The 25,137-nt window shown below is 66.4% G+C and carries 25 protein-coding genes; 12 read left to right on the plus strand and 13 right to left on the minus strand.

Features of this window, described 5'->3' with window-relative positions:
• Nucleotides 1-74: 74 nt before the first annotated feature.
• From SMAL_RS13405 to SMAL_RS13435, 7 genes are all read right to left on the minus strand, one after another.
• A complete protein-coding gene (locus tag SMAL_RS13405; RefSeq protein ID WP_006377195.1) occupies nt 75-1,505 on the minus strand; it encodes a replicative DNA helicase in 1,431 nt (476 codons plus the stop codon).
• Between the two features lie 345 nt (nt 1,506-1,850).
• On the minus strand, nt 1,851-2,411 hold the full coding sequence (locus tag SMAL_RS13410) for an NADPH-dependent FMN reductase (protein WP_006377197.1): 561 nt from the start codon (nt 2,409-2,411) through the stop codon (nt 1,851-1,853).
• A gap of 66 nt (nt 2,412-2,477) precedes the next feature.
• Nucleotides 2,478-4,421 (minus strand): asparagine synthase (glutamine-hydrolyzing), encoded by a 1,944-nt coding sequence (gene asnB / locus SMAL_RS13415; protein ID WP_012511586.1) that lies wholly within the window; start codon nt 4,419-4,421, stop codon nt 2,478-2,480.
• A gap of 3 nt (nt 4,422-4,424) precedes the next feature.
• Nucleotides 4,425-6,704 carry a thiamine pyrophosphate-dependent enzyme gene (locus SMAL_RS13420; RefSeq protein ID WP_012511587.1) on the minus strand — a complete coding sequence of 760 codons (2,280 nt, stop codon included), beginning with the start codon at nt 6,702-6,704 and terminating at the stop codon, nt 4,425-4,427.
• Between the two features lie 77 nt (nt 6,705-6,781).
• Complete coding sequence (locus SMAL_RS13425; RefSeq protein WP_012511588.1) at nt 6,782-7,438, minus strand: glutathione S-transferase family protein; 657 nt, start codon at nt 7,436-7,438, stop codon at nt 6,782-6,784.
• A 173-nt stretch (nt 7,439-7,611) separates the two neighbouring features.
• A complete protein-coding gene (locus tag SMAL_RS13430; RefSeq protein ID WP_012511589.1) occupies nt 7,612-8,154 on the minus strand; it encodes a GNAT family N-acetyltransferase in 543 nt (180 codons plus the stop codon).
• A 131-nt stretch (nt 8,155-8,285) separates the two neighbouring features.
• A complete protein-coding gene (locus tag SMAL_RS13435; protein WP_006377367.1) occupies nt 8,286-9,128 on the minus strand; it encodes a glycine zipper 2TM domain-containing protein in 843 nt (280 codons plus the stop codon).
• A gap of 162 nt (nt 9,129-9,290) precedes the next feature.
• Between SMAL_RS13435 and SMAL_RS13440 the strand changes: the two genes are divergently transcribed.
• Together SMAL_RS13440 and SMAL_RS13445 are read left to right on the plus strand one after the other, a co-directional pair.
• Entirely contained in the window at nt 9,291-9,509 is a 219-nt protein-coding gene (locus tag SMAL_RS13440; protein ID WP_006377368.1) for a DUF6116 family protein, read from the plus strand.
• Nucleotides 9,506-10,276: a TatD family hydrolase gene (locus tag SMAL_RS13445; RefSeq protein ID WP_012511590.1), complete on the plus strand. Its 771-nt coding sequence runs from the start codon at nt 9,506-9,508 to the stop codon at nt 10,274-10,276. The genes SMAL_RS13440 and SMAL_RS13445 overlap by 4 nt, the downstream gene beginning before the upstream one ends.
• 78 nt (nt 10,277-10,354) lie before the next feature.
• Here the strand turns inward: SMAL_RS13445 and SMAL_RS13450 are convergent, their stop codons facing one another.
• The gene (locus tag SMAL_RS13450) at nt 10,355-11,182 is read right to left on the minus strand and encodes a tRNA threonylcarbamoyladenosine dehydratase (protein WP_006377415.1); all 828 of its coding nucleotides are present in this window, start codon (nt 11,180-11,182) and stop codon (nt 10,355-10,357) included.
• Between the two features lie 77 nt (nt 11,183-11,259).
• On the opposite strand from SMAL_RS13450, the gene SMAL_RS13455 reads away from it, so the two are divergent.
• Entirely contained in the window at nt 11,260-11,694 is a 435-nt protein-coding gene (locus SMAL_RS13455) for a cytochrome c (RefSeq protein WP_006377416.1), read from the plus strand.
• A 136-nt stretch (nt 11,695-11,830) separates the two neighbouring features.
• Nucleotides 11,831-12,325, plus strand: a complete 495-nt coding sequence (locus SMAL_RS13460; protein ID WP_006377417.1) for a glycine zipper 2TM domain-containing protein — start codon at nt 11,831-11,833, stop codon at nt 12,323-12,325.
• Nucleotides 12,326-12,412: 87 nt separating this feature from the next.
• Here SMAL_RS13460 and SMAL_RS13465 read toward each other — a convergent pair whose 3' ends face one another.
• A complete protein-coding gene (locus tag SMAL_RS13465) occupies nt 12,413-12,622 on the minus strand; it encodes a cold-shock protein (RefSeq protein ID WP_006377459.1) in 210 nt (69 codons plus the stop codon).
• Between the two features lie 235 nt (nt 12,623-12,857).
• Between SMAL_RS13465 and SMAL_RS13470 the strand changes: the two genes are divergently transcribed.
• The 3 genes from SMAL_RS13470 to arsC all read left to right on the plus strand — a co-directional run bounded on the left by SMAL_RS13470 (nt 12,858) and on the right by arsC (nt 14,958).
• On the plus strand, nt 12,858-13,343 hold the full coding sequence (locus tag SMAL_RS13470) for a DUF456 domain-containing protein (protein WP_006377462.1): 486 nt from the start codon (nt 12,858-12,860) through the stop codon (nt 13,341-13,343).
• A 119-nt stretch (nt 13,344-13,462) separates the two neighbouring features.
• Nucleotides 13,463-14,617: a phospholipase A gene (locus SMAL_RS13475; protein WP_012511591.1), complete on the plus strand. Its 1,155-nt coding sequence runs from the start codon at nt 13,463-13,465 to the stop codon at nt 14,615-14,617.
• Nucleotides 14,617-14,958, plus strand: a complete 342-nt coding sequence (gene arsC, locus SMAL_RS13480; protein WP_012511592.1) for an arsenate reductase (glutaredoxin) — start codon at nt 14,617-14,619, stop codon at nt 14,956-14,958. The genes SMAL_RS13475 and arsC overlap by 1 nt, the downstream gene beginning before the upstream one ends.
• 71 nt (nt 14,959-15,029) lie before the next feature.
• On the opposite strand, the gene SMAL_RS13485 is transcribed toward arsC, so the two are convergent.
• The 3 genes from SMAL_RS13485 to SMAL_RS13495 form a co-directional block, all read right to left on the minus strand.
• Entirely contained in the window at nt 15,030-15,665 is a 636-nt protein-coding gene (locus SMAL_RS13485) for a glutathione S-transferase family protein (protein WP_012511593.1), read from the minus strand.
• A gap of 58 nt (nt 15,666-15,723) precedes the next feature.
• On the minus strand, nt 15,724-16,059 hold the full coding sequence (locus SMAL_RS13490) for a hypothetical protein (RefSeq protein ID WP_006377485.1): 336 nt from the start codon (nt 16,057-16,059) through the stop codon (nt 15,724-15,726).
• Between the two features lie 120 nt (nt 16,060-16,179).
• Nucleotides 16,180-17,697, minus strand: a complete 1,518-nt coding sequence (locus SMAL_RS13495; RefSeq protein WP_006377486.1) for a fumarate hydratase — start codon at nt 17,695-17,697, stop codon at nt 16,180-16,182.
• A gap of 179 nt (nt 17,698-17,876) precedes the next feature.
• Between SMAL_RS13495 and SMAL_RS13500 the strand changes: the two genes are divergently transcribed.
• The 4 genes from SMAL_RS13500 (at nt 17,877) to SMAL_RS13515 (ending at nt 22,232) form a co-directional block, all read left to right on the plus strand.
• Nucleotides 17,877-18,773 carry an RNA polymerase sigma-70 factor gene (locus tag SMAL_RS13500; RefSeq protein WP_012511594.1) on the plus strand — a complete coding sequence of 299 codons (897 nt, stop codon included), beginning with the start codon at nt 17,877-17,879 and terminating at the stop codon, nt 18,771-18,773.
• Nucleotides 18,774-18,809: 36 nt separating this feature from the next.
• The gene (locus SMAL_RS13505; protein ID WP_012511595.1) at nt 18,810-19,259 is read left to right on the plus strand and encodes a carboxymuconolactone decarboxylase family protein; all 450 of its coding nucleotides are present in this window, start codon (nt 18,810-18,812) and stop codon (nt 19,257-19,259) included.
• A 242-nt stretch (nt 19,260-19,501) separates the two neighbouring features.
• Nucleotides 19,502-21,373, plus strand: a complete 1,872-nt coding sequence (locus SMAL_RS13510) for an ABC transporter ATP-binding protein (protein ID WP_006377523.1) — start codon at nt 19,502-19,504, stop codon at nt 21,371-21,373.
• Between the two features lie 79 nt (nt 21,374-21,452).
• A complete protein-coding gene (locus SMAL_RS13515) occupies nt 21,453-22,232 on the plus strand; it encodes a ferredoxin--NADP reductase (protein ID WP_012511596.1) in 780 nt (259 codons plus the stop codon).
• A gap of 78 nt (nt 22,233-22,310) precedes the next feature.
• On the opposite strand, the gene SMAL_RS13520 is transcribed toward SMAL_RS13515, so the two are convergent.
• Nucleotides 22,311-22,790: a glutathione peroxidase gene (locus SMAL_RS13520; protein WP_012511597.1), complete on the minus strand. Its 480-nt coding sequence runs from the start codon at nt 22,788-22,790 to the stop codon at nt 22,311-22,313.
• A gap of 130 nt (nt 22,791-22,920) precedes the next feature.
• Here SMAL_RS13520 and SMAL_RS13525 point away from each other — a divergent pair, with 130 nt between their 5' ends.
• Nucleotides 22,921-25,089, plus strand: coding sequence for a M3 family metallopeptidase (locus SMAL_RS13525; protein WP_041864560.1), 2,169 nt, complete (start codon nt 22,921-22,923; stop codon nt 25,087-25,089).
• Nucleotides 25,090-25,137 lie beyond the last annotated feature (48 nt).

Raw genomic sequence — 25,137 nt, forward strand, 5'->3', positions numbered from 1 at the left:
ACACGCCACATACGGAACGTTGGCGTTCCGAATGGTTGGGGCCGGCCTGTGTCCGTGCCCCAAACGAACGTCCGTTACTCGAACGAACCGACCGAATCGTGGGCCAGGTTGTCGAAGCGGGTGTACTCGCCGAAGAACTTCAGCTTGCACGAGCCGGTCGGACCACCACGGTGCTTGCCGATGATGATCTCGGCCAGGCCCTTGTCCGGCGAATTTTCCTTGTTGTAGTAATCGTCGCGGTAGATGAACACGATCATGTCCGCGTCCTGCTCGATAGCGCCCGATTCGCGAAGGTCGGCCATCACCGGGCGCTTGTCGGTACGCGTTTCCAGCGAGCGGTTGAGCTGGGACAACGCGATCACCGGTACGTGCAGCTCCTTGGCCAGGCCCTTCAGCGAACGCGAGATTTCCGAGATTTCGGTCGCGCGGTTCTCGCTGTTGCCCGGCACGCTCATCAGCTGCAGGTAGTCGATCACGATCAGGCCAAGATCATGTTCACGCTTGAGGCGGCGGCACTTGGAACGCAGCACTTCCGGCGACACGCCCGGCGTGTCGTCGATGAAGATCTTGGTTTCCTTCAGCATCTTGATCGCGCTGGTGACGCGGCTCCAGTCCTCGTCTTCCAGCTGGCCGGTACGCAGGCGCTGCGCGTTGATGCGGCCGTTGGAGGAAATCAGGCGCATCGCCAGCTGCGAGGCCGACATTTCCATCGAGAACACCGCCACGCCCTTCTTCGACTTGATCGCCGCATACTCGGCGATGTTCAGCGCGAAGGTGGTCTTGCCCATGGCCGGGCGCGCAGCGAGGATGATCAGGTCGGTCGGCTGCAGGCCGGCGGTCATCGCGTCGAAGTCGTTGTAACCGGTCGGCAGGCCGGTAATGTTGCCGCCGTTCTCGAAGCGGTTGCGCAGTTCCTCGAAGGCATCCTTCAGCGCGCCAGGCATGGCCACGAAGTCGGTACGGCCGCGCGCGCCCTGCTCGGCGATGGCGAACACGCTCTTTTCCGCCGAGGCCAGCAGCTCGCTGCTGTCGCGGCCTTCAGGCTGGAAGCCATCGTTGACGATGTCGGTGCCGACCTGGATCAGCTGCCGCAGCACCGCCTTGTCACGCACGATTTCGGCGTAGGCCACGATGTTGGCCGCCGACGGCGTGGTGCTGGCCAGTTCGATCAGATAGGCACCATCGCCGACCAGCTCCAGCTTGCCCTGCGATTCGAACCACTCGCCCAGGGTCACCGCATCGAACGGACGTTCACGTTCGGACAGCTCCCGGATCGCGCGGTAGATCATCTGATGGTCGCGGCGATAGAAATCGCCCTCGGTCAGCTGGTCGTTGACCCGGTCATAGGCCTCCGGCGCCAGCATCAGCCCACCCAGCACCGCCTGCTCGGCTTCCACCGAATGCGGCGGCACACGCAACTGATCGATGCGCGACTCGTCGCGATCACGATCAAAGCCATCACCGCGCTCTCTGCGGTTGGAACGGAAGCCGGAACGGGCGGACATGCTGCGGTGTTTCCTACGAAAGTGGCCAGACGAGTGTAGGCATGCACCGACCCCGGCGACCATGGACAAGCTTGTGGATAAGCCGTGGAAAAACGGGGGATATCCGCCGGTGCCTGGCCAGACTGGCATGGGGGCGTCGCACTGCCTGCGATGAACGCCGTTGCGGCGCCCAAGCCGCGCATTATCGCAGATCAACGCTCCAGGGTCGGATCCCGTACAACGCACGGGCTCCGGCCCGCCCAGCTGGACGTGGGGTCAGAGCCCGCCACTGCGCGACGGGATCCGACCCCGGGCATGGCTGGGGTCGGATCCCTCTGCAAAGCAGAGGGCTCTGCCCCCTCGGTCTCAACCGCCCTTGGCGTGCACCGCGATCAGCGCCAGGAAGCGGTCCACGTAGCCCTGGAGGAATTTCTGCGTGCCCTCGTTGTGGACCGTGCCATCGGCATCGATCAGTCCGTCCTTGAAATGGATGAACGCCTCGGGCTGGCCGAGCACGTGCATGTCCAGGAACGCCAGGCTGTTGCGCAGGTGCTGCTGGGCCACGGCGGTACCGATCTGGCCGATGGAGGCGCCGATCACCGCCGCCGGCTTGCCAGCAAACGCGCTGTCGCCATACGGGCGGGAGCCGATGTCGATAGCGTTCTTCAGCACGCCCGGCACCGAGCGGTTGTATTCAGGGGTCACGAACAGCACGGCTGTGGCGGCGCGTACCTGGTCTTTCAGGCGCGTACCCTGCGCCGGATAGTGCGCATCGAAATCCTGGTCGTACAGCGGCAGATCGCCGATCTGCACGTACTGGAAGCGCGCGCGGTCGCCGGCGATCTTCTCCAGCGCATGGGCCAGCTTGCGGTTGCAGGAATCCTTGCGCAGGCTGCCAACGAACACGGCGATGGTGGGGACGGACATCGGGACAGACTCCTCACGGTGCGGGAGGCCCAGCCTAGTCGCCGGGCCCGTGCAGGCCGGTGAAGATCAGCCGCCGGTGACAGTGGCGCGCACCTGCCGCCAATGCGCCTGCCACGCCTGGAACATCAGCACGTTCCACAGGTGGGTATGCCACTTGCGCTGGCCGCCGAGGAACTGCTGCCACAGCGGCTGCACGGCCGCCGCCGACAGCACGCCCTCGCGCTCCAGCCGCGCCGGCTGCAACAGATCTTCGGCCCACGGCCGCAGGTCGCCCTTCAGCCAGTCGCTGACCGGCGCGCCGAAGCCACGCTTGGGCCGGTGCACCATCGACTGCGGCACGTAACGGCCCAGCACGCGCTTGAGCAGCACCTTGCTGGTGGTTTCACTGCGCTTGAAGCCCAGCGGCAATGACCAGGCGAACTCGGCCACGCGCCAGTCCAGCAGCGGCGCGCGCGCCTCCAGGCTGACCGCCATCGAGGTGCGATCGACCTTGCACAGCAGATCGTCTGGAAGGTAGGTCACATAATCGGCCAGCATCATCGCGTCGGCCGGGGTGCCTGCACCGTGCAGCGGGTCGGCCAGGTCGTAGAAACTGCCTGCCGCCTGCGCGCCCGGCACCGCAGCGGCCGGGTCACGCCAGCGCGAAATACGGTTGCGGTACACATCGCCAATGCCACGCGCGCCGGACTCGGCCAGCAGCGCGGCCAGGCCACCGGTACGCGAGGCCTCGCCCTGCTGCTGCGCGCGTGCGCCCATCCAGCGCCGCAGCGGGCCCGGCACACGGCCCAGCATCTGCCAGTTGCGCAGCGCACGCACATAGCGGGTGTAGCCGAAGAACAGCTCGTCGCCGCCGTCACCGGACAACGCCACGGTCACGCCCTGCCGTGCCAACCGGGCGACCAGCGCGGTCGGCACCTGCGAAGCATCGGCGAAGGGTTCATCGAACATCGACGGCAGCTGCGGAACCACCGCCAGCGCATCGGCGCCACTGACGTAGAGTTCGGTGTGATCACAGCCCAGATGCGCAGCCAGCTCCCTGGCCAACGGCGCCTCGTCGTGGCCGGAGCCGGTGAAGCCGATGCTGAAGCTGTGCACCGGCTGCCCGCTCTGTGCCTGCATGAGTGCCGCCACCAGCGAGGAATCGGTGCCGCCGGACAGGAACACGCCCACTGGCACATCGGCCACCATGCGCAGCGCAACTGCATCGCGCAGCAGCGCGTCCAGCTGTTCCTCGGCCTCTTCGATGCGGCCCTGGAACGGCGCGGCCAGCGCCGCCTGCATGCGAGCACGCGCATCCCAGTATGGGCGCTGCGCCTGCTCCGGGCGATGCGCGGCCGCACCCGCCGCTACGGCTTCGGCGTCCAGGCGCAGCACGCGGCCCGGCATCAATTTGTAGCAGCGCTGGTGGATGCTGTGCGGTGCCGGGATGTAGTCCAGCCGCAACAGCAGGGTCAGTGCGTCGCGGTCGATGTCGTTGTCGAAGGCCGGGTGCTGCCACAGCGCCTTCAGTTCCGAACCGAACACCAGGGTGTCGCCGGCCCAGCCGTAGTACAGCGGCTTCTTGCCGACGCGGTCGCGGGCCAGCCACAAGCACTGTTCCTGGCGGTCCCACAGGGCGATGGCAAACATGCCGTTACAGCGCTGCAGGGTGTCTTCGATACCCCACTGCAGGATCGACGCCAACAGCACTTCGGTATCCGAGTGGCCACGGAAGGTGTGGCCCAGCGGCTCCAGTTCGGCGCGCAGCGCGGCGAAGTTGTAGACCTCGCCGTTGTAGGCCATCACATAGCGGCCATCGGCCGAGGCCATCGGCTGATGGCCCAGCGGGGACAGGTCGAGGATGCTCAGGCGGCGGTGTGCCAGCGCGATGCCGGTACCGGCATCGACCCAGCTGCCACCATCATCCGGCCCGCGGTGGTGCAGCGCCTCGCCCATGGCCAGGACCTGCGCCTGCAGCACCTCGGCCGACGCCACCGGCGCCGGCAACAACATTCCCGCCAATCCACACATGCATCAGGGTTCCTGCGCCAGTTCAAGGGCGGCGCCAATCACTGCATTGTCGCTTGGAAGCCCGAACATTGCTGCCCCCGCCAGCGGCGTATAGGTATCGGCTCCACAGACCCGGCGCAGCGGCAGGTGGCCGAAGCCGGCCTCGACCAGTGCGGTGACCACGCCCTCGCCCACCCCGCCGCTGTGGCGGCCCTCGTCCAGCACCAGCACGCGCCGGGCGCTGGCGGCCTGTGCGGCGATGAAGCCGGCATCCAGCGGCACCAGCCAGCGCAGGTCGACCACCCGCACCTGCCAACCCAGCTGCTGCTCGATTGCCCGTGCCGCACGCAGCGCCATCGGCACGCCGTTGCCATAGGTGTAGACCACCAGGTCGCCGGCGTCCGGCGCGTAGACCCGGCCCTCGCCCGGCACCAGCGCCTGGCCGGGCGCGGGGTAGTCGAACAGCCACTGGCCATCGCCCGGTTCGTGCAGGTCCTTGCTCATGTACAGCGCGATCGGCTCCAGGAATACCGCCACCCGGCCATCCACCCGCGCCAGCGCTGCCAGCGTACGCAGCATCATCACCGCATCGTCGCCACGCGACGGGCAGCCGACCACCAGGCCGGGGATGTCGCGCAGCGCAGTGATCGAATTGTCGTTGTGGAAGTGGCCGCCGAAGCCCTTCTGGTAGCCCAGCCCGGCCACGCGCACCAGCATCGGGTTGCGGTACTGGTCATTGGAGAAGAACTGCAGCGAACACGCTTCGCCGCGCAGCTGGTCGATGGCGTTGTGCAGGTAGGCCAGGTACTGGATTTCCGGGATCGGCAGCATGCCCATGTTGGCCAGGCCCTGCGCCATGCCCAGAATCATGGTTTCGTCCAACAGGGTGTTGAACACCCGGCGCGGACCGAAGCGGCGCTGCAGGTCCTTGCTGACCGTGTAGACACCGCCCTTCTGCGCCACGTCCTCGCCGAACAGCAGGCTCTGCGGATACTTCGCCAGCAGCTCCTGCAGGCCGTGATTGATCTGGATTGCCAGATGCCGTGGCGGTTGCCGTTCCGGCAGGGCGTCGGCACCGCCATACAGCGCCTCGCGCGCGTCGACGGGCGGCCCTCGCTCGGCTTCAACCTGCACCGCTGCCGGCGTGTACGGAGCCAGCGGCGCCATCACTTCTTCCAATGACTGCAGCCGGGGTCGCCCTTCAGCCTCTGCAGCAGCGGCCATGCAGCGCGCGCGCATCGTCTCGTAGGCAACCTCGATCGCCGCCGCATCCATCCAGCCGGATTCCAGTGCGATCTGCGCCGAGCGCAGCAGGGGATCCTGCGCCTCGGCCGCACACAGCTCCGGCAACGCCCGCCATTCCACTTCGAAGTCGGTACCGGCGTGGCCCATCAGGCGCGTGGTGCGCAGGTGCAGGAAGGTCGGCCGCCGCGTGCGCCGGCAGTGCTCCACTGCGGCCTGCACCTGGGCGTGGCCGACCGCCAGATCCAGGCCATCGGCGAAGAAATAGTCCAGCCCCGGCTGATGGCTGAAGCGCTCGGCGATCCACCCTTCGGGCGTCTTAACCGAGATGCCCAGGCCGTTGTCCTCGCAGACGAACAGGATCGGTGCCGGAAGCTTCTGGTAGGCCGACCACATTGCGGTATTGAACGCGGTCTGCGCGGTGGCATGGTTGGACGAAGCATCGCCGAACGAGCACAGCACGATGCTGTCGGCCGGGATCGGCAGCGGCTGCCCCAGCCGCTTGCCACTCTCGATGGCCAGCGCAGTACCCAGCGCCTTGGGCAGATGCGAGGCGATGGTCGAAGTCTGCGGCAGCACCCACAACGGCTTGCTGCCCCACACCTTGTGGCGCCCCCCGCTGGCCGGATCATCGGCACTGGCGGCGAACGACAGCGCAGCGTCGCGCAGCGGGTCGATGCCCGGAACCTGGCGCGAACGCTCGGCCATGAACGCGCCGGAGCGGTAGTGCAGGAACGCTGGATCGGTATGCCGGCAGGCGCGCGCCAACAACGCATTGCCCTCGTGGCCGGAGGAACCGATGGTGTAGAAGACCTTGTTCTGCACGCGCAGCACGCGCGCCATCAGGTCCAGCTGGCGACTGGCCAGCTGCGAATCGAACAGGTCGTCGAAGGCAGCGGCGGTGAGCGTGCTGCCCGGCAGAATCGGCGCGTCCGGGGCCGGTCGCGGGCGAGGAGTCCCGCGCCAGCCACGCACTGCATCCAGGAAATTGACATCGCACACTTCGGCGCGGTTGAGCACGCGCATGCGTGCGGGAATCGGATCTGGAACCACAGCGAACATCGAACACCCTCCGTGTCGTTGTTGCATTCCGCCGGGCATGGCCCGGCGCTACCCTGTGGGGGTCACCTTGGCGAGAGTCACGCGGCCTCGAATCGTGAGCGCACTTCGGCGGTCACTGCCGGCATCGGCAGAAAGCGCGGTTGCGCGCGCACGCGCTGCAGCCAGCCGCGCACCTCCGGGAAGAGATCCAGCGCGATGCCACCCTCGCCCGCCACATCGGTGTAGGCGAACAGGGCGATGTCGGCGATGCCGTATTCGCTGCCCGTGAACCACTGCGCCTGCCGCAGGTGCTGCTCCATCACCGCCAACGCGTTGGCGGCGCGCTCGTGCAGGCGCGGCAGTTCAGCGCGGCGCGGTGAATCCAGTGCGGTCCAGCCACGGATGAAGCGCGCCACTGCCACGCAGGGCTCGTGCGTGTACTGCTCGAAGAACATCCAGCTCAACGCCTGCGCACGCTCCCAGCCGTCGCTGGGCAGGTAAGGGGTACCTTCGGCCAGCCAGAACAGGATCGCATTGGATTCAGTCAGCACGCGGCCATCGTCGCGGACGATCAACGGCACCTTGGCGTTCGGATTCAGCGCGAGGAATTCAGCGGTGTGGGTCTGGCCATGGGCGCTGTCCACTTCCACCCAGCGGTAACGGCTGCCGAGCTGCTCCAGCAGCAGGCGGACCTTGTGGCAGTTACCCGAGACCGACATGCCATGCACCGTCAGCGGGATGCGCTCTTCCAGCATTGCCTGCTCCATCGAATCCGGCCGGCGGCCGGCTGCGGGCAGTCTGGCAAGCGCACCGGTGAATGCCAAGCGCGGGTGCAGCATGGCACCCTGGTAGTGCCGGCCGCTGGCCGGCAATCGCACGAATCCTGCCAAGAGGTTGCCGGCCAGCGGCCGGCACTACCGGGCAACGCTCAGCGTGCGCGCTGCCGCCACTGCTCGCGCGACTGCCCCCAGATCTGCATCGGCTTGTCGTTGTACGGCGGCGGCAGCTCACCCATGCGCAGCAGCGTGCTGCCCAGCTTGCGCGCGACCACGCGGGAGTTCTCGTTGTCCTCGGCGATGGTGTGGACCACCTCATCCCAACCCAGCGTGTCGAACGCCCAGTCGATCGCGGCCGTGGCAGCTTCCGGCGCATAGCCCTTGCCCCAGCTGGCGCGACGGATGCTCCAGCCGACCTCGGTGCCCGGCCAGTCCTGCGGCTGCCACGGTCCCATCCGGCCGACCCACTCGCCGCTGGACTTCTCGATCACGCTGAACATCGAGAAACCAAACAGCTGCCAGGCACCCGCAAGGCTGCAGAAGCCCCGCCACGCGACCGAGGGCGGCTGCACACCGCCGAGCGTGCGCATCACCTCTTCGTCGGCGCAGAAGGCCAGGTACGGCTCATAGTCGTCACGCTGCGGTGGACGCAGGATCAGGCGCTCGGTTTCCAGGCGCAGGTCGAAGATGCTCATGCCGATTCCATGTCGCAGTGATGGGAAGGCCCATGATGGTAGACCCACATCCGGCGCGGATGAACATCGGCGTCCCCAACGAAACGGGCCGGCATGTGCCGGCCCGTCAGGTACTGCGTGGTGCGGATGGATTACTGGCGGGTCGCGGCGGTAGCACCGGCGGCCGCGGTCTGCGTGACCAGCTGGCCATCGACCACCGGCAGGCGATCGCTGGCCGGCTTGTTGTCCAGGCGCACGGTCTTCTCTGCACCGTCATAGCGATAGGTCACGTTGTAACCCTTGACCACATCGTTGGTGCCCATGGCGATGCGGTTGCCCGGCTTGCTGGCCATGCGCATGGTGCCGGTGGTGCCGTCCTCGTTGCGGTAGGTCACGTTGTAGCCGGTGACGCGGCTCGACTCGGACGTTGCGGTCTCGGTGTGGCACTGGCGCTCGGTGCGGTTGACCACACGGCCACCCACATGGCGCTTGTCGATCTGGTTGCCGATGAAGCCACCGGCCACGGCGCCAGCCGCGGTCGCGGCCTTCTTGCCGTTGCCACCACCGACCTGGTTGCCGAGCAGGCCACCGACCACGGCGCCGACCACGGTGCCACCGACGTTGCCATCACGCTCCGGCAGGCGCTCCTGCACCGTCACGTCCTGGCAGACTTCATGCGGGGTCTGTGTGGTGGAGGTCTCACGCACCGCATCGGTACCAATCACAGTGGCATAGGCCTTCTGCTTCTCAGTGATCGGGTCGACCTTCAGCACGTCGGCGTATTCCAGGCCGCGCGGCGCCGACGGGTCGAGCGTGTCAGCACGTGCGCCATCGTCAGCGGCGTTGCCGTCGACCAGGCGCGATTCACCATTGGGGGTTCCGGCGCTGATGGAATCGGGCGACGTGTCGCCGCTCTTCATGAAGGCGGCGGTGGCGATGCCACCGACCAGCAGCGCGCCCGCTGCGACCAGGACAGTTGTAGTTGTGCTTTTCATGACCTGCTCCTTGCGGACCGTCCGCAACGTTCTCGGGGCAGATTGCAGCATGCGCTGCCTGAACGGAATCTCCACATTTCCTGCTCATTCTCGTAACCCATTCAGCATCGGGAAATGCTGGGCCCGTGGTAGCGTTTGCATATTCCCCACGAGGACCCCGCGATGGCCAACCCGATGCTGCTGCCGGTACTGCAATGGGCGCGCCGGCTGCGCTACCCCACCCTGTTCAAGCTGACCGCCGGGTTGTTCGTGCTGACCCTGTTCGTTCCGGACCCGATTCCGTTCATTGATGAGCTGGTGCTGGGCTTCGGCACCCTGCTGCTGGCCAACTGGAAGAGCCGCAACACCTCCACGGCGCCTCCGTCGCTGGAACAGCGTTGAGCCTGCTGGTCGACAGCCACTGCCACCTGGACGCCAGCGAGTTCGACCGTGACCGCGCCGCCGTGGTCGAGCGTGCGCAGGCGGCTGGCGTGCACCAGCAGGTGGTGCCGGCGGTGACCGCGGCCAGCTGGCCGAAGCTGCGCGAGGTCTGCCAGCAGGCCCCGGGGTTGTACCCCGCTTATGGCCTGCATCCGATGTTCCTGGCCGAGCACCGGCCCGGGCACCTGCCCCAGCTGCGCGAATGGATCGAGCGCGAACGCCCCTGCGCGATCGGCGAATGCGGCCTGGATTTCTTTGTCGAAGGCCTGGATGCAGAGACGCAGCAGGCGTACTTCATCGGCCAGCTGGAACTTGCCCGTGAGTTCGAGCTGCCGGTGATCGTGCATGCGCGGCGCGCGGTGGATGCGGTGATCGCCGCGATCCGTCGCATCGGCGGCCTGCGCGGCGTGGTGCACAGCTTCTCCGGCAGCCCGGAGCAGGCTGCGCAGCTGCACAAGCAAGGCTTCCTGCTCGGCCTGGGCGGGCCGCTGACCTACGAGCGCGCGCAGCGCCTGCAGCGACTGGTGCGCGAAATGCCGCTGGAACAACTGCTGCTGGAGACCGACGCCCCGGACCAGCCCGACGCCGGCATCCGCGGCCAGCGCAACGAGCCGGCGCGGCTGGCAGTCATCGCCCGCCATGTGGCGGCGCTGCGCGGAAGGGACCTGGATGCGCTGGCGCAGGCCACGACGGAAAATGCTCGGCGGCTGTTCAACCTGCCCACCTGACCGGTAGCGCCGGGCCATGCCCGGCGGCATTGTGCTGGTCGCGCTGTTCGCTCGCCGGGCATGGCCCGGCGCTACCGATCACGCGTCGGCGTGATCCTCGACCGCTTCGGCCTTGACCTTCTTCGGCTCCAGCAGCATTTCCAACGCCTTGCCCACCGCCGCGAAGGCGAACGCGCCGGTGATGTGGGTCGCCGCGCCCAGGCCGGCACCGCAATCCAGCTTCAGTGCCGCATCGGCCCCCAGGTTCGGGCGGAGGCCACAGACACTGCCGTCGGCCTGCGGGTACTTCACGTTCTCCAGCGAGTACACCGCCGGCACGCCGAAGTAGCGCTTGGCGTTCTTCGGGAAGTTGAACTCGCTGCGCAGCTTCTTGCGGATCAGCGCCAGCATGGCGTCGTGCTCGGTGCGCGAGACATCGCGGATCCGCACCAGGGTCGGATCGGTGCGGCCACCGGCGGCGCCCACGGTCAGCAGCGGCAGCTTGCGGCGGCGGCACCAGGCGATCGTCTCGACCTTGACCCGGAAGCTGTCGCAGGCATCGATCACCAGATCGAAACCACGGTCCAGCAGCTCGGTCATGTTGGACACGGTCAGGAACGCCTGCACCGCTTCGACCTCGATCTCCGGATTGATCGCGCGGCAGCGCTCGGCCATCGCCTCGGCCTTGTTGCGCCCGTAGTTGCCTTCCATCGCCGGCAGCTGCCGGTTGGTGTTGGACACGCAGATGTCATCGGCATCGATCAGGGTCAGGTGGCCGACCGCCGAACGTGCCAGCGCCTCCACCACCCACGAGCCGACGCCGCCCATGCCCACCACCGCCACGCGGCTGCCCTGCAGGCGCTCGAGCGCGCCCACGCCATACAGCCGTTCGATGCCGGCAAAGCGTTGTTTGACCTGTTCGTTCATCGGGCTATTTTAACGTGCAGGCGCCGGTGCCTACAGCGCGCTGGCATCGAACCCACCGTTGCACCGGAGAGCCCGCCATGAACGCCAGCCCGCCCCGCCCCCCGTCCACTGCCTATCGATACCTGTTCGTGCTGTGCCTGGGCCTGCTGATCGGGCTGATTGCCACGGTGATGGTGGGCCGTGCCCTGCAGGCCCGCCGTGACCCGTTCCCGGACAGCCTCATGCAGGTGATGCAACGGCAGTCGCAGCTGCTGCAGCAGGCCCAGCAGCAGAACCGCTGCAGCCTGGCCGACAGCGTTCCGCGGCTGCAGGCCATACGCCTGTTGTCCAACGATCTGGACCTGGCCTTTCCCGGGCTGAAGGACAGTGCGCAGTTCCAGCAGCACGCCAGCCAGCTGCGCGGCAACCTCAACAGCGCGCTGGCTGCGCCGCCCAGCGACTGCACCACCTTGGCCAAAGTGGTGGAAACACTGCAGGCGGACTGCCGTGCCTGCCACCAGGACTTCCGCTGACGCGCATTCATCCTGCAGCCGGTCAGGGCACGCATGGTTGGCGCGTTGTTCACGTTCGAAAGGAGAGGATTCGTCCACCCTGCTGCATGACGCAGTACCACCCAACGCACCCGCCTTCACGGCCAGGAGACGCCCCATGAAGATCCAGCTCATCGCTGCCAGTGCCATCGCAACCCTCGCCCTGGCTGGCTGTGCCACCCCCGGCGGCTACGGTGGCGGCGGTTACAACAATGGCTACAACAACGGCGGCTACGGCAACAACGGGGGCTACAACCAGGGCCGTTGCGCCGACTGCGGCATCGTCACCCGCATCAACACCGTGCAGTCCGGCCGCACCGCGCCCAGCGCCACCGGCGCGATCCTCGGCGGCATCGTCGGCGCCGTGGCCGGCCACGAGATCTCCGACCATACCGGCGGCAGCCGTGGCAACAAGAACATCGCCGCCGCTGCAGGCGCGGTCGGTGGCGCCCTGGCCGGCAACCAGATCCAGAAGAACGTGACCAGCGACACCTACGACATCAGCGTGCGCATGGACGATGGCCGCACCATCGTGGTCAATCAGCGTGACCTCGGCGGCATCCGCGAGAACACCTATGTGCGCGTGGTCAACGGCAAGGTCATCCTGCGCTGATCCACGGCGGGCCTTGGCCAGGGAAAACCAGGCCAACGAAAAAGGCCCGCTTGCGCGGGCCTTTTTCATGCCGACTGGCGGCGGGTATTACACCGGCTGGACCTTGTCAGCCTGCAGGCCCTTCTGGCCCTGCACGACTTCAAAGCTCACAGCCTGGCCTTCCTTGAGGCTCTTGAAGCCCTGGGTCTCGATGGCACGGAAGTGCACGAACACGTCCTCGCCATTCTGCCGGCTGATGAAGCCGAAGCCCTTCGCATCATTGAACCACTTTACGGTACCGGTCTCGCGATCAGCCATCTCACTAACTCCCTTTGACTCTCTCTTGTTGTTGGAAACGCCTGTTGGGCGGCTGACAAGCAAGGGGGAAGCGAGGTGCATCGATGCAGCGGATCGGGAAGATCTTGCTTCATCAGGCCACGATCCACGGTGACCTTGCCAAGCTCAGCGACTGCAACTTAACCCGCCCAAAACGAAAAAGCAACTGGCAAAATCTTTCACTGTCAACCCCAAAACGGCGACCATACGGGACAGCATGGGACTCTCATTCATCTTATATCTGCTAGCGGTCATTTTTGTCCTCGTCGGCATCGCCGGGATCATCCTGCCGGCCCTGCCCGGCATCCCGCTGGTGTTCATCGGACTGCTGCTGGCGGCCTGGGCCGACGGCTTCGCGCACGTCGGCTGGCCCACGCTGGTCGCGCTGGGCGTACTGACCCTGCTGTCGCTGCTGGCCGACGTGCTGGCCACCGTGGTCGGCGCGCAACGGGTCGGCGCCAGCCGCAAGGCGTTGTGGGGCACCTTCTTCGGCAGCATCGTCGGCCTGTTCTTCATGCCGATCGGCCTGTTCGCCGGGCCGTTGATCGGCGCCCTGCTGGGCGAGTACTGGCACACCCGCGAACTCGGCCGCTCAACCAAGGTCGGGCTGGCCACCTGGCTTGGCATCCTGCTCGGCCTGGCGCTGAAACTGGCCGTGGTGATCGCGATGCTGGGCCTGTTCGCCTTCGCCTGGTTCCTGTGAGCGCCTCCGTCTTCACGCCCTGCGCACGCCGTGGCCGTGCATAAACCGTGGGGGCTGGCCGTGATCCGGTGCAGCCGCCACACTGTGCGATCCCCGTATTCACCGAAGGGCCTGCTGGAATGACCCTCCCCCCGCTGCTTCCCCGCCTTGCGCCGTTGGCGCTGGCCCTGGCCAGTGCTCCGCTGGCCGCGCAGGAATTCGCGCCCGGCACCGACACCTCGCCGGCTGCCTGTGCCGCCATCACCACCGACGCGGCACGCCTGGCCTGCTATGACCGCCTGTTCGCACACACCCCGCAGGCTACCGCTGCGGCCGACGCCGCTGCCGAGGCGGCCGCGCAGGCCCGTCGCGAAGAGCGCCAGACTGCGCGTGTGAGCCAGGGCGAGGAGAAGCTGCGCGAACGTGTCAGCGACCTGTTCCGTCCGGCAACACCGGACAGCGCACTGGCCAACGCCGGCCGCGGTTCGCTGCTGGACAGCCGCTGGGAACTGGCCGAAGACTCCAAACTGGGCCCGTTCCAGCTGCGTGCGTACAAGCCGGTGTACCTGCTGCCCGCGTTCTGGACCAGCGACCGCAACACCACGCCGCATTCGCCGAACCCGGCCAACACGGTCACCACGCCGCAGGTGCTCGACAGTGCCGAGCTGAAGTTCCAGATCAGCTTCAAGACCAAGATCGCCGAGAACCTGTTCGGCGACAACGGCGACATCTGGGCCGGCTACACCCAGAGCTCGCGCTGGCAGGCCTACAACGGCGAGGATTCGCGCCCGTTCCGCGAAACCAACTACGAGCCGGAAGTGATGATGGTGTTCCGCAACGGCTACTCGATCGGTGGCTGGCGTGGGCGCATGACCGGCATCGCGCTGAATCACCAGTCCAACGGCCGTGCCGACCCACTGTCGCGCAGCTGGAACCGGGTGATGCTCAACATCGGCCTGGACCGCGAGAACTGGGCGCTGGTGCTGCGCCCGTGGTACCGCATTCCCGAGACCCGCAGCGACGACAACAATCCGGACATCGAGGACTACATGGGCCGCGGTGATGCGACCCTGACCTGGAACCGCAACGGCCACGAAGTCTCGTTGATGGCACGCCATTCGCTGCGTACCGGCAGCCGCTCACACGGTGCCCTGCAGCTGGATTACGGCTTCCCGATCAGCAACCTGCTGCGCGGCCACGTGCAGATCTTCGACGGCTACGGCGAAAGCCTGATCGACTACAACCACAAGGCCACCTACGTGGGCGTGGGCGTGTCCCTGCTGGAGTGGTTCTGATGGACGTGACGATCTGGCACAACCCGGCCTGCAGCAATTCGCGCGGCGCACTGAAGCTGATCCGCGATGCCGGCTTCGAGCCGGAGGTGATCGAGTACCTGGGCAACCCACCCGACGTGGCCACGCTGCGCCAGGTACTGGCCGAATCCGGGCTGGACGCGCAGGCGCTGGTGCGCAGCAAGGAAGCGCAGTTCACCGAACTGGGCCTGGAAGATGCGGACGAGGCCACGCTGCTGGCGGCGATGGCCGAGCACCCGCGGCTGATCAACCGCCCCGTGGTGCGCACACCCAAGGGCACGCGGCTGTGCCGCCCACCGGAAACGGTGCTGGAGATCCTGTAACGGAAAAGGGGACGGAGGGGATTAAGTCGTTTGTGCACAAACGACTTAATCCCCTCCGTCCCCTTTTCTGGTTACAGCCAGTCGGTGATGCCTTCGCGGCGGTACACCTCGGAGAACGCCGGGCGCGCCTTCATTGTCGTGGCGTGCGCCTTCAGCACCGGCCAGGTGTCGCTGGGCCTCGGCATATTGCGCGACCAGCGCATCAGCATCACCAGCATGTAGTCGACCACGCAGGGCGTGGCACCCAGCAAGTACGGTCCGTGCGCCTGCAGGTGCGTGGCCACATGCTGCCAGGCAGCTTCCAGACGCTGCCGTGCCATCTCGCGGGTGGCCTCCACGTTTGCCTCGCCCGCCATTTCGTGCGGATAGAACCAGGCCCGATAGGCCGGCTGCAGCGTATTGGCACACCAGAACATCCAGCGGTAGGCATCGGCGCGCTGCGGCGTACCCAGTGCCGGCAGCAGGTTGGCTTCCGGATGGCGGTCAGCCAGATACAGTGCGATCGCCGCCGCTTCGGTCAGTACCAAGCCATCGATCAGCAGCGTCGGCACAACGCCGGCCGGATTCAGCGCCAGGTACTCCGCCGACTTGTGCTCGCGCGCGTCGAAATCCAGCAGCACCAGTTCGTGCTCGATACCCAGCTCGATCAGCAGCCAGTGCACCACAAGCGCGGCGGTACTGGTTGAACCATACAGCGTGGTGCTCATGCGGAAGATCCTGTGCAGGTGGATCAGCCGATTATGCGCCCACGCGCGCAATCGTCGCTCAGCCGCAGCTGCTCATGCAGGTATCGCGGCCTTCGCTACAGGACATGATCGGCGTGCGTATCGCGCAGTCGTGCGTCTTCAGTTCACAGGAACGGCGCAGCTCGGGGTTGGCAACGTCCTTGCAGCGTTTGTCCGGCGCCGGCACCACCTGCTGTTCGCAGCTGAAGTCATTGCTGCCGATACTGCCCCGCGCCATGCAGCTGCGATAGTCGGCCTGGCACTGCATGCGGCACTGCGAGGAGGCGGAGAAATCCGCACCTTCATAGGATGAGGTTGTACTGCAGCCGGCCAGGGCCAGCAGGGTCGCAACGGCGATGAATCGATGCAGGCCCATGAACACGTCCTGTGTGAGGTCGCGCCGAGCCTAGCAGAGCAGATGCTGCAGGTTCGTTAACCCTCACCACACAACAACGGCGCCACACGGGCGCCGTTGTCTGAAACGAAACGTGCGGAATTACTCCACCACCACCGGAATCTTGCCGATGCGGGCCTGCCATTCGCGCGGGCCGGTCTTGTGCACCGACTCGCCGGTGGAATCCACCGCCACGGTCACCGGCATGTCCTGCACGGTGAACTCATAGATCGCCTCCATGCCCAGGTCAGCGAAGCCGACCACCTTGGCCGCCTTGATCGCCTTGGACACCAGGTAGGCCGAACCGCCGACCGCCATCAGGTAGGCCGACTTGTTGTCACGGATCGCTTCGATCGCCGCCGGGCCGCGCTCGGCCTTGCCGACCATGCCCAGCAGGCCGGTCTGCTCCAGCACCTGGCGGGTGAACTTGTCCATGCGGGTCGCCGTGGTCGGACCGGCCGGGCCCACTACCTCGTCGCGCACCGGATCGACCGGGCCGACGTAGTAGATGAAGCGGCCCTTCAGATCGACCGGCAGTTCCTCGCCCTTGTTGAGCATGTCGACCATGCGCTTGTGCGCGGCGTCGCGACCGGTCAGCAGCTTGCCGTTGAGCAGCAGGGTCTGGCCCGGCTTCCAGCTGGCCACGTCCTCCGGGGTGATCGTGTCCAGGTCCACGCGGGTGCCCTTGGACGAATCGTAGGTCAGCTTCGGCCAGTCCTCCAGCGACGGCGGGTCCAGCATCACCGGGCCGCTGCCATCCAGGGTGAAGTGCGCATGGCGGGTGGCCGCGCAGTTCGGGATCATCGCCACCGGTAGGTTGGCCGCATGGGTCGGGTAGTCGTTGATCTTGATGTCGAGCACGGTGGTCAGGCCACCCAGGCCCTGCGCACCAATACCCAGCGCGTTGACCTTCTCGTACAGCTCCAGGCGCAGCTCTTCAATGCGGTTGGACGCACCACGGGCCTGCAGCTCGGTGATGTCGATCGGCTCCATCAGCGCTTCCTTGGCCAGCAGCATCGCCTTCTCGGCGGTGCCGCCGATGCCGATGCCGAGCATGCCCGGCGGGCACCAGCCGGCGCCCATGGTCGGCACGGTCTTCAGCACCCAGTCGACGATGGAGTCGGACGGGTTGAGCATGGCGAACTTGGTCTTGGCTTCCGAACCACCGCCCTTGGCGGCGACGATCACGTCGACAGTGTTGCCCGGCACCACCTTGACGTTGACCACGCCCGGGGTGTTGTCCTTGGTGTTGATGCGCTTGCCGGCCGGATCAGCCAGCACCGAGGCGCGCAGCTTGTTGTCCGGGTGCATGTAGGCGCGGCGCACGCCTTCATTGGCCATGTCTTCCACGCCCATGGTGGCGTCATCCCAACGCACGTCCATGCCGATTTCCAGGAACACGGTGACGATGCCGGTGTCCTGGCAGATCGGACGGTGGCCTTCGGCGCACATGCGCGAATTGATCAGGATCTGCGCCATCGCTTCCTTCGCTGCCGGCGACTCCTCGCGCTCGTAGGCGGCGGCAAGGTTCTTGATGTAGTCGACCGGGTGGTAGTACGAGATGTACTGCAGCGCGTCGGCGATGGACTGGATGAGGTCTTCCTGCTTGATCGATGTCACGACTTGCTCGCTTGCTGGAGGCTGGCGGGGTAATCCCCCATTTTACCCCCTCCCCGGCCGCGGGTAGAGTCGGTGGGGTCAGATCCCTTTCCCCTGGAAAGGGATCTGACCCCAATCCCGCTGAGATCCGGCCTGTAACCCTCTGTCACGCCGCGCCCCGCTGGCGCGTCCTTGCCCACATGAACGCCGAAACCGCTTTCCAGACCCACCGCCCGCGCCTGATGGCGCTGGCCTACCGCCTGCTCGGCAGCCGCGCCGACGCCGAAGACGTGGTCCAGGATGCCTGGCTGCGCTGGTCCAGGGCGGACCCGACCAGCGTCCGCGATCCCGAGGCGTGGCTGGTCACCACCACCACCCGGCTCGGCCTGGACCGGCTGCGCGCGGCCAAGCGCGAGCGCGTGCACTACGTCGGCCCATGGCTGGCCGAGCCGCTGGCGGTCAGCCTGGAGCCGGATCCGGCGCCCGGCCCGGCGCAGCTGCATGCGCTGGCCGACGACATCTCGGTCGCCTTCCTGACCCTGCTCGAACAGCTCGGCCCCGAGGAGCGCGCCGCCTTCCTGCTGAAGGAAGCCTTCGACCACGACTACCGCGAAATCGCCGAGCTGATCGGCCACAGCGAAGCCAACTGCCGCCAGCTGGTGCACCGTGCCCGGCAGCGCCTGCAGTCTGGGCGGCCACGCTTCAATGCCGATGCCAGCCAGCACCGGCAGCTGCTGGCACGCTTCATGGACGCCTCCCAACGCGGAGACAGCGAGGGGATCCAGGCCCTGCTGCACGCCAATGCGCAGCTGGTTTCCGATGGCGGCGGCGTGGTTACCGCCGCGGTCCGCCCGCTGCTCGGCGCCGAACGCATCGGCCGCCTGTTCTGGGCCATCGCGCGCCGCGGTGCGGTGCATCCGGCGCAGCTGGGCTACGTCAACGGCGAGCCGGCGATCCTGCGCTTCATCGGTGATCGCCTGCACTCGGTCACCACCATCGAGGTGGTCGCTGGCCGCATCGCCAACGTGTACAGCGTGCTGAATCCGGAAAAGTTGCCGGGGGTTGTCACGCGCGGCGACACTGCGGCGTCCTGGTAGTGAAAGGCGGCCATCGTGGCCGCCGTGGAGCCGAAAATGTCCGACCACGCCTCTCCCCGCGTCCCTTACACCCGCTTGGCAGCCGAGGCCTTCAAGGGCCTGCTGGCCACCAGCCAGGCCGTACATGACAGCTCGATCGATCCGACCCTGATGGAACTGGTGTTCCTGCGCGTGTCGCAGCTCAACGGCTGCGGCTACTGCATGGACATGCATGCCACCACGCTGCGCAAGGGCGGCATCGAGCCGCGCAAGCTCGATACCCTGCCGGCCTGGCACGAAAGCCGCTTCTTCGATGCGCGCGAGCGTGCGGCACTGGGCTGGGCCGAGGCACTGACCCGCTTGACCGACGGTGCGCCGTCGCAGGCGGCGTTCGATGCGCTGGCGCCGCACTTCGATGAGAAGGGCATCAGCGACTTGAGCATGGGCATTGCGGTGATCAACGCCTGGAACCGGCTGGGCGCCGGGCTGCTGCCGCCGCTGCCGTAAAGGGAGGCAAGCCGGGCCAGGCAGGTTCTGCAGCTGTTGGTAGGTGTCGACCTTGGTCGACACGGTAGATCCACGCCATGCGTGGATGTGGTGGGTCGGATCCCTTCGCATTACGAAGGGCTCTGACCCGATCCGGGCAGATGAGGTCAGAGCCCTTTGCTCCGCAAAGGGATCTGACCCCGGTGTCGGCCACACGGCTGCACTGACCCCATCTGCACGCGTCGGGCGCGCACAATACGCGCATGCCTGCTACCCCCACCGCCGGCGCTGCCGCCGCGAAGAAGCCCAGCCTGCGACAACGCTTCAAGGCGATGCGCAACCTGCCACCGTTCCTGCGCATGGTCTGGAAGACCAGCCCCACGCTCACCCTGGCCAGCCTTGGCCTGCGCCTGATCCGTGCGCTGCTGCCGGTGGCGATGCTCTACGTCGGCAAGCTGATCATCGACAGCGCCCTGCACCTGAGCCAGCACGACGCTGGCTTCCCGCCGCTGGGCGAGGCACTGTCCAGCGGCATACTGAATCCGCTGCTGGGCCTGCTGGCGCTGGAATTCGGCCTGGCCATCGCCTCGGATCTGCTCGGCCGGCTGGTCAGCTACGCCGATGCCCTGCTCTCGGAGCTGTTCGCCAACGTCACCAGCATCCGGCTGATGGAGCACGCTGCGACGCTGGATCTGGAGGATTTCGAAGACCCGGACCTGCAGGACAAGCTGGACCGAGCACGGCGCCAGACCATGGGCCGGATGAACCTGATGAGCCAGTTGTTCGGCCAGGTACAGGACGCGATCACCGTGGCCAGCCTCGCCATCGGCCTGCTGGTCTATGCGCCGTGGCTGATCCTGCTGCTGGTGCTGGCGCTGGTGCCGGCCTTCATCGGTGAATCGCACTTCAATGCGGCCGGCTACAGCCTCAACTTCCAGTGGACGCCGGAGCGCCGCCAGCTCGACTACCTGCGCCAGCTGGGTGCCAGCGTGGAAACGGCCAAGGAAGTGAAGATCTACAACCTGCATCGCTTCCTGGTGGAACGCTATCGCAGGTTGTCTGTAGCACTCTTCCAGGCCAACCGTGCACTGGCACGGCGGCGTGCGTTCTGGGGCACGCTGCTGGCTGCGCTGGGCACGCTGGGCTACTACACCGCGTACGCCTACATCGCGTGGCGCACGGTGCGCGGCGACTTCTCGATCGGTGACCTGACCTTCCTCGCCGGCAGCTTCCTGCGCCTGCGCCAGCTGCTGGAAGGCCTGCTGATCGGTTTCTCGCAGGTGGCCAGCCAGGCGCTGTACCTGGATGACCTGTTCTCGTTCTTCCAGATCCAGCCGGAAATCCATTCGCGCGAGGGCGCGGTACGCGTGCCGCAGCCGATCCGCCAGGGCTTCGTGTTCGAGAACGTCGGCTTCCGCTACCCCGACGCCGAACAGTGGGCGGTACGCCACCTCGATTTCCAGCTGCAGGCCGGCGAAGTGCTGGCCCTGGTCGGCGAGAACGGCGCCGGCAAGACCACCCTGGTCAAGCTGCTGGCGCGGCTGTACGAACCGGACGAGGGCCGCATCCTGCTCGATGGCCGCGATCTGCGCGACTACGACCTGGACGACCTGCGCGCCAACCTCGGGGTGATCTTCCAGGACTTCGTGCGCTACAACCTCAGCGCCGGCGAGAACATCGGCGTCGGCCAGGTCGAGGCGATGGACGATCAGGCACGCATCGCCGACGCCGCGCGGCGCGGCATGGCCGAGGAAGTGATCGACGACCTGCCCGGCGGCTACAACCAGCTGATTGGTCGCCGCTTCAAGCAGGGCGTGGACCTGTCCGGTGGCCAATGGCAGAAGATCGCCATCGCCCGTGCATGGATGCGCAATGCGCAGGTGATGATCCTGGATGAGCCAACGGCGGCGCTGGATGCGCGAAGTGAGTTCGAGGTGTTCCAGCGGTTCAGGGAACTGGCGGATAATCGCACCGCAGTGCTGATTTCCCACCGCTTTTCCTCGGTACGCATGGCTGATCGCATCCTGGTGCTGGCCGATGGCCGGATCGAGGCCAGCGGCACCCACGAGCAGCTGATGGCCGAGGGCGGTCGTTATGCCGAGCTGTTCGAGCTGCAGGCGGCCGGTTACCGCTGAGAACGCCTCTCGTTCCGCCTAATGAGAACCTGTCTCATTTGAGATAGAATCACCCCGACGACTTCCGATAGATACGCCCATGTCCTCCGCTTTTGGCGCCGAAACGGTGCTTGAGGTCCGTCATTGGACCGATGCCTACTTCAGCTTCACCCTCACCCGCGACAGCGGTTTCCGCTTCGAGAACGGCCAGTTCGTGATGATCGGCCTGGAAACCGAGGCGCGGCCGCTGCTGCGTGCGTATTCCATCGCCAGCGCCAACTGGGAAGAGCATCTGGAGTTCTTCAGCATCAAGGTGCAGGACGGCCCGTTGACCTCGCGCCTGCAGCACATCAAGCCGGGTGACAAGGTGCTGGTCGGCAAGAAGCCCACCGGCACCCTGCTGATCAGCGATCTGCACCCCGGCAAGAACCTGTATCTGCTGGGCACCGGCACCGGCATGGCGCCGTGGCTGTCGGTCATCAAGGACCCGGAAACCTACGAGCGCTTCGAGAAGGTGATCCTCTGCCACGGCGTGCGCTACGAGAAGGATCTGGCCTACCGCGACTATTTCGAGAAGGAACTGCGCGAGCATGAGTTCCTGGGCGAGATGATCGGCGACAAGCTGCTGTACTACCCGGCCGTCACCCGCGAGCCGTTCGCCAACCAGGGCCGCCTGACCCAGCTGATGGCAAGCGGCGAGATGCAGCGCACCCTCGGCCTGCCGGAGCTGAGCCCGGAGAACGACCGCGCGATGATCTGCGGCAGCCCGCAGATGCTGGCCGACCTGCGCAGCGTGCTCGATGCCCGTGGCTTCCAGGTCTCGCCGCGTATCGGCCAGCCGGGCCACTACGTGTTCGAGCGCGCGTTCGTCGAGAAGTAAGCAAAAAAGGGGACGGAGGGGATTAAGTCGTTTGTGCACAAACGACTTAATCCCCTCCGTCCCCTTTTTGGGTTCATCTCACAGCAGCGCTTCGATCTCGCCGCGCAGCTGCTCCGGCCTGGTGGTGGGCGCATGCCGCGACACCACCTGCCCCTGGCGGTCGACCAGGAACTTGCTGAAATTCCACTTGATGCGGGCACTGCCCAGCAGGCCGCGCTTCTCGCGTGACAGCCACGCCCACAACGGGTCAGCCCCCTCGCCGTTGACCTCGATCTTCTCCGACAGCGGGAAGCTGACCGGGTAGTCCAGCGAACAGAACTGTCGGATCTGTGCCGCGTCGCCCGGTTCCTGTGCACCGAACTGGTTGCACGGGAAGCCGATCACCACCAGGCCGCGCTCGCGATACTCCTGCCACAACTGTTCCAGCCCGGTGTACTGCGGGGTGAAGCCACAACGGCTGGCGACATTGACCAGCAGCAATGGGTGCCCCTGGTACCGGGCCAGGGCCTGGGGCTGGCCGTCGAGGTCGCGGAAGCTGAAATCGTAGGCGGTGGTCATGGCAGCGGGCCGTGGGCGGTGAATGCATGGTACCCGCGCCCGGCCCAGGCAACATGCCTTTTGACACAAGTGCCGGCGCGCCGGGCCGGGTTACCCTCGGGCCCTTGTTTGCCTTACCGGAGTTCCTACCTTGACCACTCGCCTTGCCCTTGCCGTGGCCATGTCCCTCGGCCTTGCCCTGCCCGCCTTCTCGGCCGGCGCCGCCACCCCGGCTGCCATCATCCATGCCCAGCAGGCCAATCCGTTCTTCGCCGAAAGCCCGCTGCCGCTGCATTTCCCGCAGTTCGACAAGATCAAGGACAGCGACTTCGCCCCGGCCTTCGACGCCGGCATGGCGCAGCAGCTGAAGGAAGTGGAGGCGATCGCCAACAACAAGGCCAAGCCGACCTTCGACAACACCATCATCGCCCTGGAAAAGAGCGGTGACATCCTCGACCGTGCGACCACCGTGTTCTTCAGCCTGGTCGGCGCCGACACCAACGACACCCGGAAGAAGCTGCAGGCCGACTACTCGGCGAAGTTCGCCGCGCACAGCGATGCGATAGCGCTGAACGGCAAGCTGTTCGCCCGCATCCAGGCGCTGTATGACAGCCGCACCACCCTGGGCCTGGACGCCGAAGGCGTGCGCCTGGTCGAGAAGTACTACGACAACTACGTGCGCGCCGGCGCCAAGCTGTCCGAGGCTGACAAGACCAAGCTGAAGGAAATGAACGCCGAACTGGCCAACCTGGGCACCAAGTTCAGCCAGAACGTGCAGTCGGAAGTGAACGCTTCGGCGATCACCGTTGACGACGTCAAGGAGCTGGACGGCCTGTCCAAGGAGCAGATCGCTGCCGCCGCCGAAGCCGCCAAGGCTCGTGGCCTGGAAGGCAAGTACGTGATCACCCTGCTCAACACCACCGGCCAGCCGCCGCTGACCAACCTGGCCAACCGCGCCCTGCGCCAGAAGATCTACGAAGCCTCGACCACCCGCGGCAGCCGCGGCGGTGAGTTCGACAACACCGCGCTGGTCTCGCGCATCATGCAGCTGCGCGCCGACAAGGCCAAGCTGATGGGCTTCCCGAACTTTGCCGCCTACAACCTGACCAACCAGACCGCCAAGACCCCCGAAGCGGTCAATGCGATGCTGGGCAAGCTGGCCCCGGCCGCCGTGGCCAATGCCAAGCGCGAAGCCGCCGACCTGCAGGCGATGATCGACAAGGAACAGAAGGCCGCGCGCAAGCCGACCTTCCAGCTGGAACCGTGGGACTGGGCCTTCTACAGCGAGAAGGTGCGCCAGGCCAAGTACAACTTCGACGAGTCGCAGCTGAAGCCGTACTTCGAGATGAAGAACGTGCTGGAGAACGGCGTGTTCTACGCCGCCGGCCAGGAATTCGGCCTGACCTTCAAGCAGCGCACCGACCTGCCGGTCTACCACGATGACGTCACCGTCTACGACGTGTTCGACGCTGACGGCAGCCAGCTGGCGATCTTCATCTTCGACCCGTATGCACGCGCCTCCAAGCGCGGCGGTGCGTGGATGAACTCCTACGTCTCGCAGTCCAAGCTGACCGGCTTCAAGCCGGTGGTCGCCAACCACCTGAACATCCCGAAGCCGCCGGCCGGCCAGCCGACCCTGCTGACCTGGGATGAGGTGAACACCACCTTCCACGAGTTCGGCCACGCCCTGCACGGCATGTTCTCCAACGTGAAGTACCCGTACTTCTCGGGCACTTCGGTGCCGCGTGACTTCGTCGAGTTCCCCTCGCAGGTCAACGAAATGTGGTCGGATAATCCGGTCATCCTGAAGAACTACGCCAAGCACTACCAGAATGGTTCGGCGATGCCGCAGGCACTGCTGGACAAGGTGCTGGCCGCTGCCAAGTTCAACCAGGGCTTTGCCACCACCGAGTACCTGGGTGCGGCCATGCTTGATCAGCGCTGGCACCAGATCGGCGCCGACCAGGTGCCGGCCGCCAAGGACGTGATGGCCTTCGAGCGCGCCGCGCTGGAGAAGGACGGCATCTACTACGCGCCGGTCCCGCCCCGCTACAAGACCCCGTACTTCAGCCACATCATGGGCGGCTACTCGGCCGGCTACTACGCCTACATCTGGTCGGAAGTGCTCGACGCCAACACCCAGAAGTGGTTCAAGGACAACGGCGGCCTGAGCCGCAAGAACGGCGACCACTTCCGCGCCACCCTGCTGTCCAAGGGCGGCAGCGTGGATGCCATGCAGCTGTTCCGCGATTTCGCCGGCCACGAGCCGCAGATCGAACCGCTGCTGGAAAAGCGTGGCCTGACCGGCGCCGGCAACTGATCGCCCGCGCGGTAGCCTGAAACGAAAACCGCCCGGGAGACCGGGCGG

Origin of the sequence: Stenotrophomonas maltophilia R551-3, assembly GCF_000020665.1 — a bacterium.
Classification (GTDB): Bacteria; Pseudomonadota; Gammaproteobacteria; order Xanthomonadales; family Xanthomonadaceae; genus Stenotrophomonas; species Stenotrophomonas maltophilia_L.

What these genes read in the sequence shown, in the direction of transcription:
- SMAL_RS13405 (WP_006377195.1), bottom strand. Translation starts at nt 1,505, where the DNA reads ATGTCCGCCCGTTCCGGCTTCCGTTCCAACCGCAGAGAGCGCGGTGAT.
- SMAL_RS13410 (WP_006377197.1), bottom strand. Translation starts at nt 2,411, where the DNA reads ATGTCCGTCCCCACCATCGCCGTGTTCGTTGGCAGCCTGCGCAAGGAT.
- asnB (WP_012511586.1), bottom strand. Translation starts at nt 4,421, where the DNA reads ATGTGTGGATTGGCGGGAATGTTGTTGCCGGCGCCGGTGGCGTCGGCC.
- SMAL_RS13420 (WP_012511587.1), bottom strand. Translation starts at nt 6,704, where the DNA reads ATGTTCGCTGTGGTTCCAGATCCGATTCCCGCACGCATGCGCGTGCTC.
- SMAL_RS13425 (WP_012511588.1), bottom strand. Translation starts at nt 7,438, where the DNA reads ATGCTGGAAGAGCGCATCCCGCTGACGGTGCATGGCATGTCGGTCTCG.
- SMAL_RS13430 (WP_012511589.1), bottom strand. Translation starts at nt 8,154, where the DNA reads ATGAGCATCTTCGACCTGCGCCTGGAAACCGAGCGCCTGATCCTGCGT.
- SMAL_RS13435 (WP_006377367.1), bottom strand. Translation starts at nt 9,128, where the DNA reads ATGAAAAGCACAACTACAACTGTCCTGGTCGCAGCGGGCGCGCTGCTG.
- SMAL_RS13440 (WP_006377368.1), top strand. Translation starts at nt 9,291, where the DNA reads ATGGCCAACCCGATGCTGCTGCCGGTACTGCAATGGGCGCGCCGGCTG.
- SMAL_RS13450 (WP_006377415.1), bottom strand. Translation starts at nt 11,182, where the DNA reads ATGAACGAACAGGTCAAACAACGCTTTGCCGGCATCGAACGGCTGTAT.
- SMAL_RS13455 (WP_006377416.1), top strand. Translation starts at nt 11,260, where the DNA reads ATGAACGCCAGCCCGCCCCGCCCCCCGTCCACTGCCTATCGATACCTG.
- SMAL_RS13460 (WP_006377417.1), top strand. Translation starts at nt 11,831, where the DNA reads ATGAAGATCCAGCTCATCGCTGCCAGTGCCATCGCAACCCTCGCCCTG.
- SMAL_RS13465 (WP_006377459.1), bottom strand. Translation starts at nt 12,622, where the DNA reads ATGGCTGATCGCGAGACCGGTACCGTAAAGTGGTTCAATGATGCGAAG.
- SMAL_RS13470 (WP_006377462.1), top strand. Translation starts at nt 12,858, where the DNA reads ATGGGACTCTCATTCATCTTATATCTGCTAGCGGTCATTTTTGTCCTC.
- SMAL_RS13475 (WP_012511591.1), top strand. Translation starts at nt 13,463, where the DNA reads ATGACCCTCCCCCCGCTGCTTCCCCGCCTTGCGCCGTTGGCGCTGGCC.
- arsC (WP_012511592.1), top strand. Translation starts at nt 14,617, where the DNA reads ATGGACGTGACGATCTGGCACAACCCGGCCTGCAGCAATTCGCGCGGC.
- SMAL_RS13485 (WP_012511593.1), bottom strand. Translation starts at nt 15,665, where the DNA reads ATGAGCACCACGCTGTATGGTTCAACCAGTACCGCCGCGCTTGTGGTG.
- SMAL_RS13490 (WP_006377485.1), bottom strand. Translation starts at nt 16,059, where the DNA reads ATGGGCCTGCATCGATTCATCGCCGTTGCGACCCTGCTGGCCCTGGCC.
- SMAL_RS13500 (WP_012511594.1), top strand. Translation starts at nt 17,877, where the DNA reads ATGAACGCCGAAACCGCTTTCCAGACCCACCGCCCGCGCCTGATGGCG.
- SMAL_RS13505 (WP_012511595.1), top strand. Translation starts at nt 18,810, where the DNA reads ATGTCCGACCACGCCTCTCCCCGCGTCCCTTACACCCGCTTGGCAGCC.
- SMAL_RS13510 (WP_006377523.1), top strand. Translation starts at nt 19,502, where the DNA reads ATGCCTGCTACCCCCACCGCCGGCGCTGCCGCCGCGAAGAAGCCCAGC.
- SMAL_RS13515 (WP_012511596.1), top strand. Translation starts at nt 21,453, where the DNA reads ATGTCCTCCGCTTTTGGCGCCGAAACGGTGCTTGAGGTCCGTCATTGG.
- SMAL_RS13520 (WP_012511597.1), bottom strand. Translation starts at nt 22,790, where the DNA reads ATGACCACCGCCTACGATTTCAGCTTCCGCGACCTCGACGGCCAGCCC.